Annotated in this window: 12 protein-coding genes; 4 read left to right on the top strand and 8 right to left on the bottom strand. The window is 61.0% G+C overall.

Going from position 1 to position 18,977, the window contains the following annotated elements:
* The first annotated feature begins 348 nt into the window (after positions 1 to 348).
* The 4 genes from KHO23_RS26015 to KHO23_RS26000 all read left to right on the top strand — a co-directional run bounded on the left by KHO23_RS26015 (position 349) and on the right by KHO23_RS26000 (position 7,873).
* The gene (locus KHO23_RS26015; RefSeq protein ID WP_211614412.1) at positions 349 to 1,443 is read left to right on the top strand and encodes a patatin-like phospholipase family protein; all 1,095 of its coding nucleotides are present in this window, start codon (positions 349 to 351) and stop codon (positions 1,441 to 1,443) included.
* 435 nt (positions 1,444 to 1,878) lie between these two features.
* Positions 1,879 to 3,021, top strand: a complete 1,143-nt coding sequence (locus KHO23_RS26010) for a porin (protein WP_211614410.1) — start codon at positions 1,879 to 1,881, stop codon at positions 3,019 to 3,021.
* 559 nt (positions 3,022 to 3,580) lie between these two features.
* Positions 3,581 to 4,198: a response regulator transcription factor gene (locus tag KHO23_RS26005; protein ID WP_211614407.1), complete on the top strand. Its 618-nt coding sequence runs from the start codon at positions 3,581 to 3,583 to the stop codon at positions 4,196 to 4,198.
* A 9-nt stretch (positions 4,199 to 4,207) separates the two neighbouring features.
* On the top strand, positions 4,208 to 7,873 hold the full coding sequence (locus KHO23_RS26000) for an ATP-binding protein (RefSeq protein WP_211614405.1): 3,666 nt from the start codon (positions 4,208 to 4,210) through the stop codon (positions 7,871 to 7,873).
* Positions 7,874 to 8,094: 221 nt separating this feature from the next.
* Here the strand turns inward: KHO23_RS26000 and KHO23_RS25995 are convergent, their stop codons facing one another.
* From KHO23_RS25995 to KHO23_RS25960, 8 genes are all read right to left on the bottom strand, one after another.
* Entirely contained in the window at positions 8,095 to 8,850 is a 756-nt protein-coding gene (locus KHO23_RS25995) for an SDR family NAD(P)-dependent oxidoreductase (RefSeq protein ID WP_211614403.1), read from the bottom strand.
* A 234-nt stretch (positions 8,851 to 9,084) separates the two neighbouring features.
* A complete protein-coding gene (locus KHO23_RS25990) occupies positions 9,085 to 9,672 on the bottom strand; it encodes a BPSL1445 family SYLF domain-containing lipoprotein (protein WP_211614402.1) in 588 nt (195 codons plus the stop codon).
* Between the two features lie 96 nt (positions 9,673 to 9,768).
* Positions 9,769 to 10,113, bottom strand: coding sequence for a hypothetical protein (locus tag KHO23_RS25985; RefSeq protein ID WP_211614400.1), 345 nt, complete (start codon positions 10,111 to 10,113; stop codon positions 9,769 to 9,771).
* A 182-nt stretch (positions 10,114 to 10,295) separates the two neighbouring features.
* Entirely contained in the window at positions 10,296 to 11,798 is a 1,503-nt protein-coding gene (locus tag KHO23_RS25980; protein ID WP_211614398.1) for a mechanosensitive ion channel family protein, read from the bottom strand.
* A 411-nt stretch (positions 11,799 to 12,209) separates the two neighbouring features.
* Positions 12,210 to 12,509, bottom strand: a complete 300-nt coding sequence (locus tag KHO23_RS25975; protein ID WP_211614396.1) for a YXWGXW repeat-containing protein — start codon at positions 12,507 to 12,509, stop codon at positions 12,210 to 12,212.
* Between the two features lie 73 nt (positions 12,510 to 12,582).
* Positions 12,583 to 14,049, bottom strand: coding sequence for an efflux transporter outer membrane subunit (locus tag KHO23_RS25970; protein ID WP_211614394.1), 1,467 nt, complete (start codon positions 14,047 to 14,049; stop codon positions 12,583 to 12,585).
* Positions 14,046 to 17,246: an efflux RND transporter permease subunit gene (locus KHO23_RS25965; RefSeq protein WP_211614391.1), complete on the bottom strand. Its 3,201-nt coding sequence runs from the start codon at positions 17,244 to 17,246 to the stop codon at positions 14,046 to 14,048. Before KHO23_RS25965 ends, KHO23_RS25970 begins: the two co-directional genes overlap by 4 nt.
* A gap of 11 nt (positions 17,247 to 17,257) precedes the next feature.
* Positions 17,258 to 18,481: an efflux RND transporter periplasmic adaptor subunit gene (locus KHO23_RS25960; RefSeq protein WP_211614389.1), complete on the bottom strand. Its 1,224-nt coding sequence runs from the start codon at positions 18,479 to 18,481 to the stop codon at positions 17,258 to 17,260.
* Between the last annotated feature and the right edge of the window lie 496 nt (positions 18,482 to 18,977).

Below are 18,977 nucleotides of genomic sequence, written 5' to 3'. Positions count from 1 at the left end.
AACGCCGGCGTTTTTTTTCATTTGTAAGTCGTGTTCGGCGGACACTTCTATCACGCACTTAAAGAGCATGCCACCGCTGCAAAAATTGATGCGTGAATATCGTCAATTAATAGTGGAATATTCGGCGCTGAGGAAGTCGACCGTCTCAACCCTGCAAAGCCGACTACGTCGACTGGAAATCAGCTTGCGGCGAAAAACATCGGATCGATAGCAGATACGCTTTTGGGCGAGCCGCTCCATGCATGCACAAAGTTGTCGCCACATCCCCCCTTGTCACGTAACAATGCGACAGTACCGTCGAAGGGCATCAACATCACTCATCTAACAGTTGATATCGGAGGTGTCGAGTTGAAAACAAAAATAGCGATCGCGTGCCAGGGCGGCGGCAGCCAGACCGCCTTTACCGCGGGAGTCCTGCATGCGCTGTTTGAAGCCGGCATTCAGGATGATTTCGATATTGTGAGCTTGAGCGGGACTTCGGGCGGGGCGGTCTGCGCGGCACTCGTCTGGTATGCGATGAAGAAAGGCGAGCAACCGGTCTGGACGCGATTGCTGGATTTCTGGAAAGACAATACGGTCCAGTCAGCCGATGAGCAATTCTTCAACGATTGGGTCGTCCATTGGGTCCGGGCGATCAACAGCGGCAACTGGCCCAGCTTGCAGCTAAGCCCCGCCTCCTCGACTCTTCAGACCATGATGGGCTACCTCAGCGTGGGTAAGCGGAAAACGTTCATGGATTTCGCAGAGCTGCTGAAAACGCATATCGACTTCGATGAGATCGCATCATGGGGCCCGGTGCCGGAAAAGCCAGTGCTAGTCCTCGGAGCCGCCAATGTGTTGACTGGGAAATTGCGAAAATTCGTCTCCAGCAAGGAGGCGATCCAGGTCGAGCACATCCTTGCGTCGTGCGCGGTGCCGAGCATTTTTCCCGCGGTGGAGATTGGCAAGGAAGCCTATTGGGACGGGTTGTTTTCCGATAATCCGCCGGTCGATGAACTGATCCGGCCAATCTTCGTCGGTCCGGAGAATCTTCCCGAGGAAATCTGGCTGATCAAGATCAATCCGACGGCGAGAGCCACCATTCCGACCCAGCCCAACGATATTATCGATCGCCGGAATCAGCTGGAAGGCAACGTGTCTTTATTCCAGCAATTGACCCATTTGGAATTACTCAACGATCTGTTCCTGGCAGACGCATTCAAGAAGGAATATCTCAACAAGCTTGGCATCAGGAAGACCGTCCGGATTCCGAAGTCTTTCAACGATGACGTCGACAAGCCATATCACATTCCGTGCATTGAAATGTCCGCTGAACTTCAGAAGACGCTCGATTACGAAGGCAAGATCGATCGGGGGTCCAGGAACATAGATATTCTAATCAACGACGGTCGACAGCAGGCTCGCGCATTCCTCGATGCCAGAACGCCGGCCCTCGGCGGTTGATTTCAATTATCGGCGAACACCTGCCTGCTGCCAGATCGCATTTAGCAGCAGGCAGGTTCATCGCTCTATTCAAAAAAATAATAAAATAACATTGAGTTTTCCAATAGCTTCTCCACCGCACCCAGACCTGTCACTCAACGCACCGCATAAGCGGCAAGCACTGCTTTACCCGGCACCTTAAAATCGGTTCAATCAAAAGTTCAATCATTTACAAATTTAATAAATTACACCGAATCTCGGAATATTCCGATGATGCATCAGAATATTTTGTCAAAAATCATAAAACCTGAATCGTATAGTTAAGTTTCACGAAGGCCGATCACCTCCACTCAAGCGCACTCAGACATTTACTCATATTCCGCGCGCCTCAAACTCACGGCCCTCTTCTGAAAATCGGGCAAGGCTTTCTTGCTCCATTCATGGAACTCGCTATCGATGAAAAAGACTCTTCTGGTTGTTGCCCTCTCCGGTGCGGCTTCGACGGCCGCTTACGCGCAAAGCAGCGTGACGCTGTATGGCCTGATTGATTCAGGCATCACGTATGCGAACAACGAAGGCGGCCACAGCAACTGGTCGGCAACAGACGGTATGACGCAAGGCAGCCGCTGGGGCCTGGCCGGCAGCGAGAACCTCGGCGGCGGTCTGAAAGCCGTCTTCCGCCTCGAAAACGGCTTCTCGATCAACAACGGCAATTTGGGCCAGAACGGCCGGGCATTTGGCCGCCAGGCCTACGTCGGACTGTCGAGCGACAAAGCCGGCACGGTGACCCTCGGGCGCCAGTACGACGACGTGGTCGACTATCTCGGCCCGCTTGCACTAGCCGGCACGCAGTACGGTGGCACGGAGTTCGCGCACCCGTACGACAACGACAACCTGGCCAACTCGTTCCGTATCAACAACTCGGTCAAATACCAGAGCGTCAACTGGGGCGGCCTGAAGGTCGGTGCCCTTTACGGCTTCTCGAACTCGTCGGACGGTTTCTCCAATAACCGCGCGTACAGCGTCGGTACGTCGTACAACTACGGCGGACTGAATGTTGCCGCAGCCTATATGCAATTGAACAACGATCCGAACAACCTGCAGCAGGCAGTCAGCGATCCGGGTGCGGTGACCGGTGACGCAACCTTCGCAGCGGGGCGCCAGCGAACATGGGGAGCCGGTGTGAACTATACGTTCGGCCCAGCCACAGCGGGCTTCGTGTTCACGCAGACCCGGTTGGACAACGCTGTGGGCATCAACGCCGCGAATGCCGGTACTACGGGCAATGTCCCGTTGAACGGCGATGCCCGCTTCAACAATTACGAAATCAACGCGCGCTACCACTTGACCCCGGCGTTGAACGTCTCAGCAGCCTATACCTACACGAACGGCAGCCTGAATGGAGCGAACCCCAAGTGGCAACAGATCGGCCTGCAGACGTCATACGCCCTGTCGAAGCGCACCGACGTTTACCTGCAGGGCGTCTACCAGCACGTCAGCGCAGACGGCCTTGATATCGGCGCCAACATCAACGGCTTGTCCGCATCGTCAAACAACAAGCAGGTCGCGGTAACCACCGGCATTCGTCACCGGTTCTAAAACGACACTGCATGCCGGGCGCCGGTCGTGGCGCTCATGCGACGCCCCTTGCATGACGAATGCGAGGGGCTTTTGTTCTGGAGAGTCAGGAAACCCGCTGACCCTGCAAGCAAAAGTGGTATGACGCCGGGTTTAACCGGCCATGCTGTTCTACCCTGACGGAACCGGATCGCGCCCCGCATTGGCAGCGACTCCGAAAATTCCTAGCGTATCTGGCGTATTTCGCGGCGTTGCGGGCACTCGCGTACGACGAAAATGTTGGTCTTAACGTCGGCAATAGGGCGGCCGGCAACGTCACGCTACGGCAAGCCGTCGGCGGCCGCCTTCCTGCCCGAGAAAGCAGAGTTTCCTGACGGGTGACGGTCTGCGTCATCACGACGCGCGGCGGATAGTGCCGTCGTCGAGAGACGCACTGTGTTGTTTAGCACCGTGGAGGGCAACGAGGTTCTGAGCGGCTTGACTGCATAGATGCATTAATATTCCGCTTATCTCACAATTTCAAAACCCTCCAAGTGCTCAAGACGCATCGAGCAGACCACTATCATAAAAGGAGTGTGGCATGTATCGCATTGTGCTGATCGACGACCACCCGGCAATGGTCATCGCGCTCACGAGCATCCTCGAGCGTGATCCCGTACTCAAGGTAGTCGGCTCCGCGGGGGATGGAAGCGACGGTCTCGCACTCTATCGTGACCTCAAGCCCGATCTGCTCGTCATCGATCTCGACATTCCCGGTCTGAACGGGCTCGATCTGATCCGGCGCGTGCGCGCGACGGATACCGAAGTCAAGATACTCGTGATGTCGTCCTATACGCCTGAGCTATTCGCGACGCGCTGCCAGAGCGCCGGTGCGAATGGCTACGTCAGCAAGAACAAGGATGCGTCGCACATCCTGAGTTGCGTCAAAGCGGCACTGTCAGGCTTCAACTGCTTTCCGGCTGAAGCGAGTGTCGTGGTCTCCGGAGACCCTGAAGAATCGTTGCTGGCACGCCTGACCGAACGCGAACAGGCCGTGATGCGCTACCTCGCGCAGGGCCGCAGCAACAAGGAGATCGGTGAAACACTCTCGCTCAGCAACAAGACAATCAGCACGCACAAAGCCAACATCCTCGCCAAGCTCGGATTGACCAATGTGGTCGATCTGGCTGCGTTCGCGAACGCGCATCACCTTATCTGACGGGCCAGCATGAGCCGCTGTCGCGCTTATCTGCTCGCCGCCTGGATCGGACTCGTCGGCTGGGCCGCATGCCAGCCGACGCTCGCATGGACCGCCCCGACCCTTCACGTTGTCTCGCATCGGAACGGCGTCTCGCCACGCGCATCGCTCTCTTCCAGCCAGCATGCATGGCTCGCCGGGCACAACTACGTGATCCGCGTGGGCATGGTGCCCGGCGACATGGGACCGCTCGACCTCGTCGACGTGGCGGGCGACTACGAGGGCGTCTCCGCCGAGTACCTCGGCATGTTCGCGTCGGCATGGCATGCAAATATTGAAGTCAGCGCCTGGCCGAACCGGGTCGAACTCATGAACGCGCTCGCGCAGGGAAAGATCGATCTCGTGACGAGCGCGCAGCACGGCAACAGCGAACGCAGCTTAGCCTATAGCGCACCGTACTTCGGCAACAAGCTGGCGGTGGCAACGAGAATCGACAATTCCCTCTATTCGATCTCCCGCCCGACGGGCCAGCAGGTGCTCGCCTACGTGCGCGGCATGGTCGACGATGCGGAACTGCGCAAGTCGTACGGCGACATGCGACTCACCCCGTACCCGTCGATCCAGAGCGCACTGGAAGCCGTCGCCTTTGGCCGCGCGGATAGCTGTATCGGCAACGCGACCGCGCTGAATTTTCTGATCGAGCAGCATCAGTTGCTCAACGTGAAAGTCACCGACTTCGCGGCGTTCGACATGGACGATTTCCGGTTTGCGTCGACCGCTGACAATACCGTCCTCATGCAGATGATCGACGATATTCTCAGGCAGGTTCCGGTGACCGCAAAGGCCGCCATTCGTACGCGTTGGGAAGGACTGGGGATGCACTATGGGCTCAACGGCAAGGTTGCGCTCACTGCATCGGAGCAACTGTGGATCAGCGAGCATCGGACCGTCCGATACGCGGTAACGGACGACCTTCCGCCGTTTGCGTTCCGCACCGGCCGGGAATCCGTGGTGGGGCTGAGCATCGACCTGCTCAACGTGATCGGCGCACGGACCGGGTTGCAGTTCGAGCCGGTCCTCGTCAAGACCGACGCGTCCAGCGCGGCGGATATTCCCGCCGACATGCTCGCGGCCGCGCCCGGCACCGCGCCGCGGGGCTGGCTGAGCGCCGCGCCCTATTCCACGACGCCCGAAGTGATCATCGCGAGCGCCGATCGCAGCTATACCGGACTGCCGTCACTGCGCGGGCGGCGGGTGGCGCTCTCCCCCGGCGCGTTCACCACGTCCGCCGCGCTGGAGGCCGCCGGCGCCACCGCGGTCGAGGCAGACGATGTCTGGGCCGCGGCGGACCTCGTTGCATCGGGCAAGGCCGATGCGATGCTGACCAACATTACAACGGCGAATTACGTCATCAACCAGCAGTTTCGAACCACGTTGAAGATTGTCGGCGAGACCACTGACACGTCCGCGGCGGTCGCTTTCGCAGTGAGGCCGGACGACCAGCAACTCGTAGCTATCCTCAACAAGGGTCTGGCGTCGATACCCGTGCCGCAGATGGACGCACTGCGTCAGCAATGGCAATTCGCCGGACACGCGGCGTCCCGCTGGGATCAACGGCGCCCGGCGGTCCTCGCGTTCGTTCTCGGGATCCTCGTGCTTGCCGTGCTGTTCCTGGTCTGGAATTACCTGCTGCGCAAGCAGATCCAACGGCGCCGGCGAGCTGAAGCGCAACTGGAGGACCGGCTTGCGTTCCAGCGCACCTTGCTGTCGAGCCTGCCCTTTCCGATTTCCGCGTGGGATGTCGACGGGCGGCTGCTCGAATGCAACGACGCCTTTGTTTCGGCCCACGAATCGGTCCGCACGGACCTGATCGGGCGGCGCGTCGACGAAATCGACCGCGTGGACGAGCGCGACGCGCAGTGGTTCGAGCAGGTCAGGCAGGACGTCATGCGCAACGGGCAACCCGCGTTTTTCGAGCGAACCTGGAGCGTGTCCGGCCGCACGGTCGACGCTCATATGTGGCTCGCCCCTTTCTACGAACACACGGGCCCCCTTGCCGGCACGCTGCGCGGCTGGATCGACGTCAGTGAGCAGGCCCGGCTCAAACGCGACCTGGAGAGCGCGAAGCAGTCCGCGGAAGACGCCAATCGCGCGAAATCAACCTTCCTCGCAACGATGAGCCACGAAATTCGCACGCCGATGAATGCTGTGCTCGGTGTGCTCGAACTGCTCAAGGAGGCGCGCGGGTCGATCGACGCGCAGCATGCGTCGATCGACGCCGCTTATGACTCGGCCCAAGGCCTGCTGTCACTGATCGACGACATCCTCGATCTATCCAAGATCGAATCCGGCAAACTCGAGCTGGACTGCGAGCCGACCGATTGCAACGCGTTGATCAACAGCGTCGGCGACATTTTCTCGGGGCTCGCGCGGCAGCGCCATATCGGCTTTTCCGTGAGCGTCGACAACGCGCATCAGGTCGGCGCCCTCGTCGACCCGCTCCGGTTGCGGCAAATCCTCAGCAATCTGCTTTCGAATGCGGTGAAGTTCACGGAAGCCGGCGAAGTTTCGCTGCATGCGACGATCGCGCCGGAAAGCGACGACCGGGTCAGGATCCAGATCCAGGTATCCGACACGGGCATCGGCATGACCGCGGAACAGCAGACACGGCTGTTTCAGCCGTTTACGCAGGCGTCGCCTTCGATCGGCTCGCGCTTCGGCGGCAGTGGTCTCGGCCTGTCGATCTGCCGGCACCTCGCCGACCTGATGGGCGGCACACTCGCCCTCATGAGTTCGCCCGGCGTCGGGACGATCGTGCGTATGACGCTCCACGCGCCGCGTGCAGCAATCGTTACGCAGGAAGACTCGCACGTCGAACCCGTCAGCCAGCTGCGCGATACGTTCGCGGCGTGCTCGGCGTTGATCGTCGACGACCACCCGGCCAACCGGTTTGTGCTTGAACGGCAGCTCGAATATCTTGGGTTTCGGGTCGTGTGCGCGCAGAGCGCGATCGAAGCGATCGAACACTGGCAGCGCGCCGACTTCGACGTGATCGTCACAGACTGCTTCATGCCCGGCATGACCGGCTACGAGCTCGCCCAGCACATTCGCGCCGAGGAAGCAACGTTGGAGCGCCAGCGGGCGGTGATCGTCGGCTACACGGCAAACATCCAGCCGAACATGCTGCGCCTGGGCGCCGATGCCGGAATGGACCTATGCCTTACCAAGCCGCTGGGCCTTGGCGTACTCAGTGCGAAGATCGCGCCGCTGTTAAACGTGACATGCATTCAGATTCCGCCTGAGCCCCTGGATCATGGGCATGCCTCATTCGAGGGTTTGGCCGATCCGGCTGCGATCGAGCAGATCGTTGCAGGCGACGCCGGCCTGGAAATCACGTTTCTGAATACGATAACCAAGGCCAATCGCGACGACCTGGCGCAATTGCAGCAGGCCATCGCTGTTGACGACCGCAGACGGTTCGTCGGGATACTGCATCACATTCGCAGCGCGATTCGCCTGATCGGTGCGCATACGGTCGAAACGGCCTGCGGCGATGCCGAACACCGTGCAATGGACGGCGAAGAGCCGCTGCAGACGCTTGGGCTGCTCGTCGGCGAGCACGTACAGCGGCTTAACAGTGTGCTCGATGCGCGAGTCGCGCAGCTTGCTACCCGCGCGAGCAGTGAGCCTGCCTGAAGGAACACGCGGAACCCGCGCGGCGGCCTCGATGGCACGAGGCGCCGCGCCTCGCGCTACCTGGCACCAAACCGCGCCAGCCCACGGCGCCGCCGCATCCACATCCAGATCAATCCCGCGACCACCAGCGCACCCGCCACGGCACCGGCAACCATGAGTGGTTGCAAAATCGCCGCCGGATTGTCGCCACCAGCCCGCAACGTCGCAACACGCTGTGCTGCTCATCCCTGCACCGAATAACCGCCGTCCACCGGAATCGCTACCCCAGTAATGAAATCGCACTCGCGCGAACACAGCGCGACCGCGATACCCGCGAGGTCGTCGGGACGGCCCCAGCGTGCCTGCGGCGTGCGCGACAGAATGCCCGCTTCCAGATCGGGGAAGAGCAGCTTCGCCTCCGCGGTAAGTTCGGTTTCGATCCAGCCCGGCAGCAGCGTGTTCACCTGGACGTTCAGGCCCGCCCATTCGACTGCCAGTGCCCGGCCCAACTGCACGATGCCGCCCTTGCTCGCCGCATAACCGGCGGCATACGTGGTGCCGAACAACGACAGCATCGAGCCAATATTGAGAATCTTGCCGCCATTCGCCCGTACGAACGCGTCGCGCACCGCCTGCGCGCAGTAGAACGCACTGCTCAGATTCGTGTCGATAATCTGATACCACTGCGCTTGCGTGTACTCTTCGACGTTGCGACGAATATTCATGCCGGCGTTGTTGACGAGAATATTCACGCTGCCAAAATGCGCTTCGGCTTCCTGAATGACTCTCAGGCATTGATCGTGATCTGTGATGTCGGCCTGAACATACAGGCCTGCGCCTTTCGAGCCCAGCGACTCGAGCGCCGCGCGCCCACGTGATTCGTCACGGCCAACCAGCGCGACACGCGCACCTGCGCGGACAAAACCCTTTGCGATACCGAGGCCAATGCCGCTGGTTCCACCTGTTACGACAGCGGTTTTTCCGGTGAGGTCGAACATGATAGCGATTCCATGAGTTGTAGAACTGCGCTCATTTTAGGCAGCCCCATCGCGATCGGGCAGTCGACAACGTGACTTTCAGCGCGATTTTTTAGCATAGTGATACATGCATTTTTCTCATGTCATACAGGGCGATGCAGGGCGCCGCAGGGCAACACAGGGCAACACAGGGCGATGCGGTCAATGCATCGCCCTGCGCACGGTCACGCAAGCGCCCTTGCGATCCGTGACCTGTTAGATCTTGAGTCGCGAGATCTTCGTGCCGTCGACGGAAATGTCGCCCATCAGGCCGGTGTTCGTCAGCACGATCGCTTCCACGGGCGCTGTGCCGGTCGTCGTATCAACGGTTCCATTTGCGCCAACCTTGACGAGTGCAACTGATGCATCGGCGCCTGCCGACCAGCCATCGGAGTTCTTGAACTTGTCGAGCGAATCACGCGTCATGAACAGGATGACCACGGTCTTCGACTGCGCCCCCGCCTGCAGGCCAACCGACGCCGACGTCGTGCTGTAGTAGCCATAGGTGCTGCCCTCGATGCGCAGCGCACCGTCGCCATGCTCGCCGCCGACGATCAAACCAGCCTGCACAACGGACGGGAACACCAGCACGCCTTGTGCCTTCGCTACGAGCTCGCGCGAGCCCTTGACCGAGGAATACAGGCGCGACAACGTTCCGTCGACGCTCGCATCGATCGACTGACGCTTCGACATGTTCGTGGCGGCGGAAGCCGGCTGATCCGATGTCGTGGTGCAGCCGCTGAGCGCCAATGTGCCAGCAACAATCGCAGCAGCAGCCTTCAAAATGAACTTCGTTTTCTGCATCGTTTGCTCCATGAAGTGAGTTTCCCGTGCGCGGAACGCACGTAGGGGGTCAGTTATTTCGACCACGGCGGCCGTTCAGCCACCGCCATCAAGACGTCACAGGCAGGCGTTGATATCGGCGGCTGCATCGCCGCCAGCCGTACCGCTTGAGCGGAAACCCACCCAGGTTGTGCTCTTACCCGAGCGGGACGGACGCACCGTTGCCGCCGCGCCGTTGGGGGGCTGTGCGCCAGGCACGTAGACGTCGACCGCCTGGCCGTTCGCCAGCACGTCCTGCGAGACGATTTGTTGCTGCGACTTGTCTGCCCATTTGTGAGCGATGCATTGCGCCACTGCCGCCGCCGGCTGCTGGCTTTCTCCTACGGACTGCACATTGGCGGCCGGCTGGGTTGCACAGGCGCCAAGCGCTGCGGTCATGACGATAAGCGGCAAGTATTTCATGTTGTCTCTCGTTGATTGTCGATCCCATACGCCCGAAATTCGAGCGCGTGATGTTGTTGCCTTGTTAAGTTCAACACGTTGATAACAATAAAGACAGACCCTCCTGAAGTGATATTGATGACGAAAACGCGTAACGCCCGCGGTGCGGCAACAATCGTTGAAACGCACCGCCGCACTGCCTGTTACCGTGCCGGATCGCGATCGCTCGCCGGCGCCGCATGCCACTTTTCCTTCGGCACGATCACGGCCTCTCGCGGCTGCCCCATGAAATGCGGCGACATGATCTGAACGCCGTGTTCGTTGAATACGTCAATGACATTGGCATGCAGATCCGACTGCACACGAGGATGCAGATCGGGGGCATCGATCGGTACAACCAGCTGATATTCGATGTAGAAATCGGACAACGACGTTTGCAGGACGAGCGGCGCGGGATCGGTCAGCACGTGCGGCGTGCGGCTTGCCGCCGTCTCGAGCATCGCGCGAACCTGGCGCCATGGCGCGTCGTAGCCGATCGTCACGCTCGTCGATACGCTTGCAGGCCGCCCCGGAATACGCGATGTATAGTTGACGATCACCGATCCGACTATCACGGCATTCGGTATCGTGACCTCCTCGTTGCGCACTGTGGCAATTCTGACGGACAACGTATCGATTGCCATCACAATGCCCGTCGTATCGCCAATCTTGACGAAATCGCCCTTATGCAGCGACCGGGTGTAGACGACAATAATGCCGCTCATCAGTTGATTGACGACGCCTGAGGAACCGAGCGTCACCATGAAGCCGAGCAGCACGCTCAGGCCTTTGAAGACATCGCTTTGCGACCCCGGAATATAAGGGTAGGCAAAGGTAATGCCGAGTGCCCAGATTCCGATGGAAACGAGACGCCGGGTTGCACCGATCGTTTCTTCATGCAGCCCGGGCAGCGACGCGCGGCCGCTCTGAACAGCGCGAAACGTGTTGGCAACAAGGCTTTGTATCGCACGGGTCAGCAAAAAGATCACCACAACCGTCACGATTCCCGGCACCGCTTCCGCGGCAGCCAGGCCGATCCGGCCGAGCAGACCCAGCAGGAACGCGCCCAGCTTTTCGCCCACGGGTTCCGTTGCAGGAAACCGCTCGAGCACGAAAATCAGATACCCGTAGACAAAGATCAAGACGAGAAAGCCGGCGATCAACTGCACGATCTGACGTGTCAACTGGACTGCCGTGCCGGACCAGTCGAAACTCCTCGCCGTGCGCTGCAATACATGGTGCTCCAGCGCGCGCTGCAGCTTCGTTTGCAGGAGCGCGCGGGTCTTGACCACGCTCCAGACAAGTCCCACCAGAACAGCCATGCCCGCGATGCTGTACAGCAGCCCTCGCAGAAGATTGGGCCAATGCAGTTCGGAGCGGCGCGCCTCCAGTGCGCTGGACAGGTTTGTTCTGGTGGCGTCGACGAATTGATCGAACGACGGCGAACGCGAAGGATCGCGATCGCCGTGCGCAACGATGAACAGGATGTGATCGCCCAGCCGGAATATCGTGCCGGTCGTTCCACCGATCGTGGCTTCGCTGGTCTGGATCGGTGCATTTAACGCCGATTCCGGCAGCGCATGCAGCGCCTCGCTCGCGCGCGCGGCGCGCACATCGGGCGTTGCGCCCTCGACCACGCTGCGAAACTCGACGATCGGACGATCCATGAATCGCAACTCGGCAGGCGACGATGGCGATGCCGTCGTGCTAGCCGCCGACGCCCCATCTTCGGCAGCCACCGCTGCCACGGCAAACACGAGACACAACAACGCTGCCGACCAACTTGCAAACGCCGTCGCCCGGCCGGGCCGCAACCAGGCGCGGAGCAAACCGGATGTTGTCGACCATCGCACGCACATTCGCTCAAACATGCTGACGCGGCCCTTAGTCATGCGAACTGTGGCGGCTCGCAACTGAACATTGAAAAGGAATCTCATCTTTGGTTTGACAGATTGTGGCGGCACCATAACGTGCCGCCACGCCGGCGCAAGATCGGCCGTGCATCGCAATGCCCGAATTCACGCCGGCAAGACCATGAACGCATCAGGAACGCGCGCAGAGCGCGGCCTTATGTTGTCTTATACGGTCCAGCGACCGTCAATCCAGCGCCACTGGGCGCCCACATGCGTCCAGTGTCCCGGCACCCAGCGGTGGCCCGGACGCACGGCGAGCCAGTGCCCTTCCGCCCACACGTAGTGCCCCGCCACCCAGTTCCAGTGGCCCGGATCCCAGACAAAGCCGACGCGCGCGGGAGGCATGACTTCCTCACGCGGCGCGGGCGGCGCCATCGGCGCAATGATGACGGCTGCAAATACCGCCGAAGCGGCGAGCGAGCTGACCACGACCATCAGCGATTTCAAAATCCGGCTTTGCTTCATCTGAACCTCCTTGCCAACAATGAATGAAGTCGATCAGTCAGGGCGCGATCCAGCGGGACGCTGGCGCCGATCCTCACCCGTTCGTGCCAACTGCCTTCGAAGCGGGCGGCGCAACCGTGGTTTCGCCCGCGTTTCGCACGTCCTCCGGCACCGCTGTCCAGCCGCCGCCGAGTGCCTTATACAGCGTCACATAACCGGTCATCAGATCGACCCGCCCCTGCGCGGCCGCGAGTTGCGCATTGAAGAGCTTCTCCTGCGCGTTCGTCACTTCGAGGTAGCTCGAATAGCCGCTCTCGTAACGTGCGTCAGACTGGCTCGCATAGATGACCAGCGCCTTCTGCTGATTCTCCAGGCTGGCGAGGCGCAGCCCGGACTCCTGCGTCGCAACGAGTGCATTGTCGACATCCGCTAGCGCCGAGAGCACCGCGCCCTGGTACGTCAGCAGTGCCTGCTCGCGTTGCGAACGCGCGACGCGGACCTGGCCCTGAATGGCGCCGCCTTCGAACAGAGGCTGCGTCAGGCCGGCGGAAATCCCCCAGATCTGGGACGCGCCATGCCAGAGTGCCCCCGTGGTGCTGGCCGCCTGCCCGAGAAACGCGGACAGACTCAGCGTCGGCAAATAGAGCGCCTCCGTTGCGCCAACCAATGCATTGGCCGCAACGGCGTTCTGCTCGGCCTGCAGCAAATCGGGACGCCTGTTCAACAGATTGACCGGCGGGTCCGCGTCGAGTGGCGGCAGTTGCATCCCGGCTAGCGTCTTGCCACGAGGAATCGGACCAGGCGGGCTGCCGATCAGCACCGAGAGCGCGTTTTCGGTCTGCGCGATACTCTCGCGCAGCGGCGGAATCGCCGCCTCGGTGGAATAGAAATCGTCCTGCGCCTGGCTCAGCTCCATCTCCGAAATCACGCCGTGCTGGTAGCGCAACTTGAAGATCGCGAGTGCGTGCGCACGCGCGTCGAGCGTTTGCTGTGCAATCGCGAGTTGGGCATCAAGGCCACGCAGCGAAAGGTAGCCCTGCGCAACCGATGCCGCCAGCGACAGATCGACGCCCCGTCGTGCGTATTCCGCCGCCCAGAGATCGGCCTTCGCGGCTTCGGTCTGCCGGCGAATCTTGCCCCACAGATCGATCTCCCAGCTCACGTTGCCGAGGGCCTGATACTGGTTGCTGGGACCGTCGAAACCCGATAGCGGCGTGTTCGCGAACAGCGACCGCTTTTGCCGGTCCGCGCCAAACGAGACGCCCGCTTGCGGGAACAACCCGGCGCGCGCGGTCTCCATCTGGCCGCGGAACTGCTCGATCCGCGCCGCCGCGACCCGCGCGTCGTAGTTGTTGCGCATCGCCTCCTCGACCAGCGATGACAGCACGGGATCGCCGAAAGCCTGCCACCACGCGACATCCGGATTCGCCTGCGCGTTCGCGGCACCCGCGTGGCGGTACCGCTGCACGTCCGCGGTTGCCGGGCGTTGGTAATCAGGGCCAATCGCGCAACCTGTCAGCGCGAGCGACAGTGCGGTGAGTGTGACGCCGAGTCGCTTCATCGCGCATCTCCTTCGCCAGTCAGTGTGCCTGGCTGTTTGCCGTGCGCATCCTCGGGGCCCACCGGCTTGTCGCCCGATTTGCCACGTTTGCCGCCAAGCCGCTCCGAAAGCGAGGTGATCAGATGGAAGAACATCGGCACGAACAGCAGGGCCAGCGAGGTGGCCGCAATCATCCCGCCGATAATGCCCGTGCCGATCGAATGCCGCGAATTCGCACCCGCGCCGAACGCAATGGCGAGCGGGATCGCGCCGAGAATGAAGGCGAGCGACGTCATCACGATGGGGCGCAGACGCAGTCGGGCCGCTTCCACCGCAGCCTCGATCGAACTCATGCCCTCCTTGCGCTTCTCAACGGCAAACTCGACGATCAGAATCGCGTTCTTTGCCGCCAGCCCCACCAGCGTCACCAAGCCGATCTGGAAGTAGACGTCGTTGTCGAGACCACGCAGCCAGATCGCAATCAGCGCACCGAAAATACCGAATGGCACGGCCGTCAGGATCGAAAGCGGGAGCGACCATGATTCGTACTGCGCAGCAAGAATCAGGAACACTATGATAATGCCGAAGGCAAACACAGCGACCGTCGTATTGCCGGACTTCTGCTCCTGGTACGCTTCACCGCTCCAGGCAAACGCATAGCCAGGCGGCAAGGTTGCATGGGCAACCTCCTCCATCGCCGCGATGGCCTGACCCGAGCTGTACCCCGGTGCCGCGTCGCCCGTGATCTTCGCCGCCGGAAAACCGTTGAAGCGCGTTTCGAGATCCGGGCCGCTGATGTACGAGGTCTTCACAAGGCCGGCGATCGGCACCATCTTGTTGTCGCTCTGGCGAACGTAGACGTTCTGCAGGTCCTGTACCCGGTCGCGGTATTGCGGCTCGGCTTGCAGGATCACTTGCCACACGCGGCTGTCGAGTGTGTACTGGCTCACGTACAACGAACCGAAGAGCGTCTGCAATGCGCCGTAGACGTTGGAGATCGGTACGCCGAGTGCCGCGGCCTTGTCGTTATCCGCTTCCACGCGCAGTTGCCGGGACGTCGACTTGATGGTGGTCATCAGACTGGCAAGCTCAGGCCGTTTCGAAGCGGCGGCGATAAATGCACGCGTGGTGGCCTCCAGTTGCGCCGCTGTGCCGTCCGTGCGGTTCTGCACCCAGAACTCGAAGCCGCCCTGCGTGCCAAGGCCCGGAATCGACGGCGGCGCAACCGGCACCACGACCGCCTCCTGGATTTCGCGCAACTGTGGCACGAGGCTGCGCATCACGCCGAGAATCGACAGCTTCAGGCTGCCCGAGCGCTCCTTGAAATCTTTCAGCGCAATGAACACGGTTCCCGCGTTGGTCTTGTACTGGCCGTCAATGAAGCTGTAGCCCGACAACGCCGACGAATCCTCGACGGCCGGATGCTTCCTGAACATGTCCGCCACCTGCTCCGTCGTCTTCTGCGTACGGTCAAGGCTGGCCGAGTCCGGCAGGAATGCGGCAGCCAGCGCGTAGCCCTGATCCTCCTTGGGCACAAAGCTGCTCGGAATGTGCTCGAAGAGCCCCCACACCGCGACGAGCATGGCGCAACACAGCAGAACCGACAGCGTCGCCCGGCGCATCACCGCGCGTACGCCCGAGGTATAACGGGTGGTGAGGTTGTCGAACTTCGTGTTGAACCATGCGAAAACACGCCACGGCTTGCCGTGTGTCGGCTTGAGAATCATGGCCGCGAGCGCCGGCGACAAGGTCAGCGCGACAAACCCGGAAATCACCACGGAGACGACCAGCGTCAGCGCGAACTGCTTGTACAGCATGCCGGTCGTGCCGCTGACGAAGGCGACCGGAATGAACACCGCGGAGAGCACCAGCACAATCGCGATCACCGGGCCGGTCACTTCTTCCATCGCGCGCAACGTCGCTTCCCGCGGCGACAGGTTGAACTGATGCATGTTGCGCTCGACGTTTTCGACCACGACGATCGCATCGTCAACCACGATACCGATGGCGAGCACCAACGCAAACAACGTCAACAGATTGATCGAGAAGCCGAGCGCCAGCAATCCGGCGAAGGTGCCGATCACCGAGACGAACACGGCGACCACCGGAATGACCGTGGTACGCCAGCTCTGCAGGAACACGAACACGACCAGGATAACGAGGATCACCGCCTCGATCAGCGTATGAACCACCTCGTCGATCGACGCCTTGACGAATTGCGTCGTATCGAGCGACACCTTCGTCGCGATGCCCTGCGGCAGCGTCGGTTGCATCTTCGCGAGCACATCGCGAACGCCCTTCGCGACCTGCAGCGCATTCGAGCCCGGCTGCTGATACACGGCGATAATCGTCGCGGGCTTGCCATCGAGCGACGAGCGCAGCGCATAGCTGTTCTGCCCCACCTCCGCGCGTCCGATATCGCGGATGCGCACCACCGCCGCGTTCTGGCTCGCCGCGCGCACGATGATGTTGTCGAAGTCAGCAGGTTTCGCGAGACGTCCCGGTGTGACGATCGGGAAGCTCAACACCGTGCCGCGCGAACTCGGCGCCTGGCCGATACTGCCTGCGCCGTATTGCTGGTTGTAACTCGCCACGGCATTTTGCACGTCCGTCGTGGTAATGCCGAGTGCTGCCATTCGATCAGGCTTGAGCCAGATACGCATGGCAAGGTCCGCGTCGCCCATGATCTGTGCCTGGTTCGCGCCCGGCACCCGTTTGAGCGCATCCAGCACATACAGATTCGCGTAGTTGCCGACGTATTGCTGGTCGTAGCGGCCATCCGGCGAATACACGGCGATCAGCATCAGGAAGCTCGACGAACGCTTTTGCACGTTCACCCCGTTTTGCTGTACCGACTGGGGTAGCTGCGCAAGCGCGAGGCTGACGCGGTTCTGCACCTGAACCTGAGCGATATCGGGATCGGTGCCCGTGTCGAAGTAGACGTTCAGCGACATCTGACCGGTCGGCGAACTGGTCGATTGCATGTAGATCATGTTATCGACGCCGTTCACCTGCGTTTCGATCGGCGCCGCAACCGTGTCGGCCACGGTCTGCGAATCGGCTCCTGGATAGGTCGCCGTGACCGTGACCTGAGGCGGAGTCAGTTCCGGATACTGCGCGATCGGCAGGTTGAACATCGCGACGAGGCCCGCGATCACAATCACCAGCGACAGCACGATTGCGAAGACGGGGCGCTTTACGCAGAAGGCAGAAAGCATGCGTGGCTCCGTCAGTTTGTGCCGGCCGCCGCAGCGGCGGGCGGCAACTGCTTCGAAATCCCGATCGGGGCGCCGGCGCTCAACTTCATCGCACCGTCGACGACCACGTTGTCACCGTCTCTCAAACCCTCGTTGACGAGCCATTGATCCCCGACGGTTTCTCCGACCGTCACCGGCCTTTGCTCGGCCTTGTACTGCGCGCCCTCCTTCGTATCCTTATCGGCGGGCTCCACCACATAGACGAAGTCACCCTTCGGCCCATGCATCACCGCCTGTTGCGACACCACGATCGCCGACGGGAACGACGCACCCAGCACGCGGGCGCGCACGAACTGGCCAGGCCGCAGTTGCGACTGTGCGTTCTGCACTTCCGCGCGCACGAGGAACGTGCCGGTTTGCTGGCTATAAGTGGAATCGGCAAACGTAATGCGGCCGCGCTGCGGATACGTCGAGCCGTCGCTCAAGGTCATTTCGACTTCGTACTGACCGTTCGACGGCGGCGTCAGGCGGCCCGACTTGCGGCCGTTCTGCAACTGCAGCATCTGGTTTTCCGACACGCTGAAGTTCACGCGCATGGGCGACAGCGACGATACCGTCGTCAGCAAGCTGTTCTGCGCGTTCACATACGCGCCTTCCATCTGGCTCGCGAAGCTCGCTACGCCATCGAGCGGCGAGCGGACATACGTATAGGAGAGGTCGAGCTGTTTCGCCGCGAGGTTGGCCTTCGCCCCATCGACGGCCGCTGCTGCTTCGTGCTCGTTCGCGACGGCGTCGTCGAGATCCTTCTTGCTCAACGCGTTCTGCTCGGCAAGGGGCTGCACTCGGGCGAGATTTGCCTTCGCACGTGCGAGACGCGCGTTCTGCTGCGCAAGCTCTGCCTTGGCCGCGTCGACCTGTACCTGGAACGGTTCGTGATCGATCTCGAACAGCACCTGCCCCGTCTTCACCACCGCGCCTTCTACGTAGTCGCGCTTGATGAGAAAGCCCGACACGCGCGAACGGATCTGCACTTCATGATCGCTTTCGGTCTGGCCGACGAACTCCATGGTGGCCGGCGCCTCATGCGCAGCGACCTTTTGTGCAGTGACCTGCGCCGGCCCCGTGGCAGGCGGAACCCCCGCCGGTTTGCAACCGCCGAGTGTCAGGAGCACGCCCGCCAGAAGGGCCGAGACAGTGGCCCCGCCAACTGCGGACCTCGTACGCACGCCTTGCGCGGCAGGTTTTGGAAATGTCATGAATCATCCTTATGTAGAACCATCTGCACTGGCCTATGCCGGCTTCCCTGGACCGCGTCTCCCGGCCCTTCGCCCATCTGCTGCCTCGCCTGCACCCCTGACAACGAACGCCATTCGCGCTGCCGGATCGGCAGATATGGCGCCGCTAATAAGCCACTCCCGCAACGCCACCTTAAGCCCTGCAACACGCGCGAAATTGGCCCAATAAGACCTTCCGCCCGACGTAGTTACGGACGGGCAAACAATACGCGTGAGAATTAACAGCGTGTTTGAAGCAGGCTTTCCATAACAGTGCCGCACGCAACCATAAATTCAGGTCGAATTTGGTTCGCATCCTATAAATGATTCGGCGCCATTGTGCGTTCTAACCATCCACCACTGCAAAGAAAATTTCCCATAACGACTAGGAAATTTCCCATGAAAAATAGATGAAACACTCCAATCGCCCACATATAGCATTCAATATTTCAATGCATCGCTTTACGTGGACGCACGA

Source organism: Paraburkholderia haematera, assembly GCF_905220975.1.
GTDB lineage: Bacteria > Pseudomonadota > Gammaproteobacteria > Burkholderiales > Burkholderiaceae > Paraburkholderia > Paraburkholderia haematera.
This window is presented reverse-complemented; position numbering and strand designations above follow the sequence as displayed.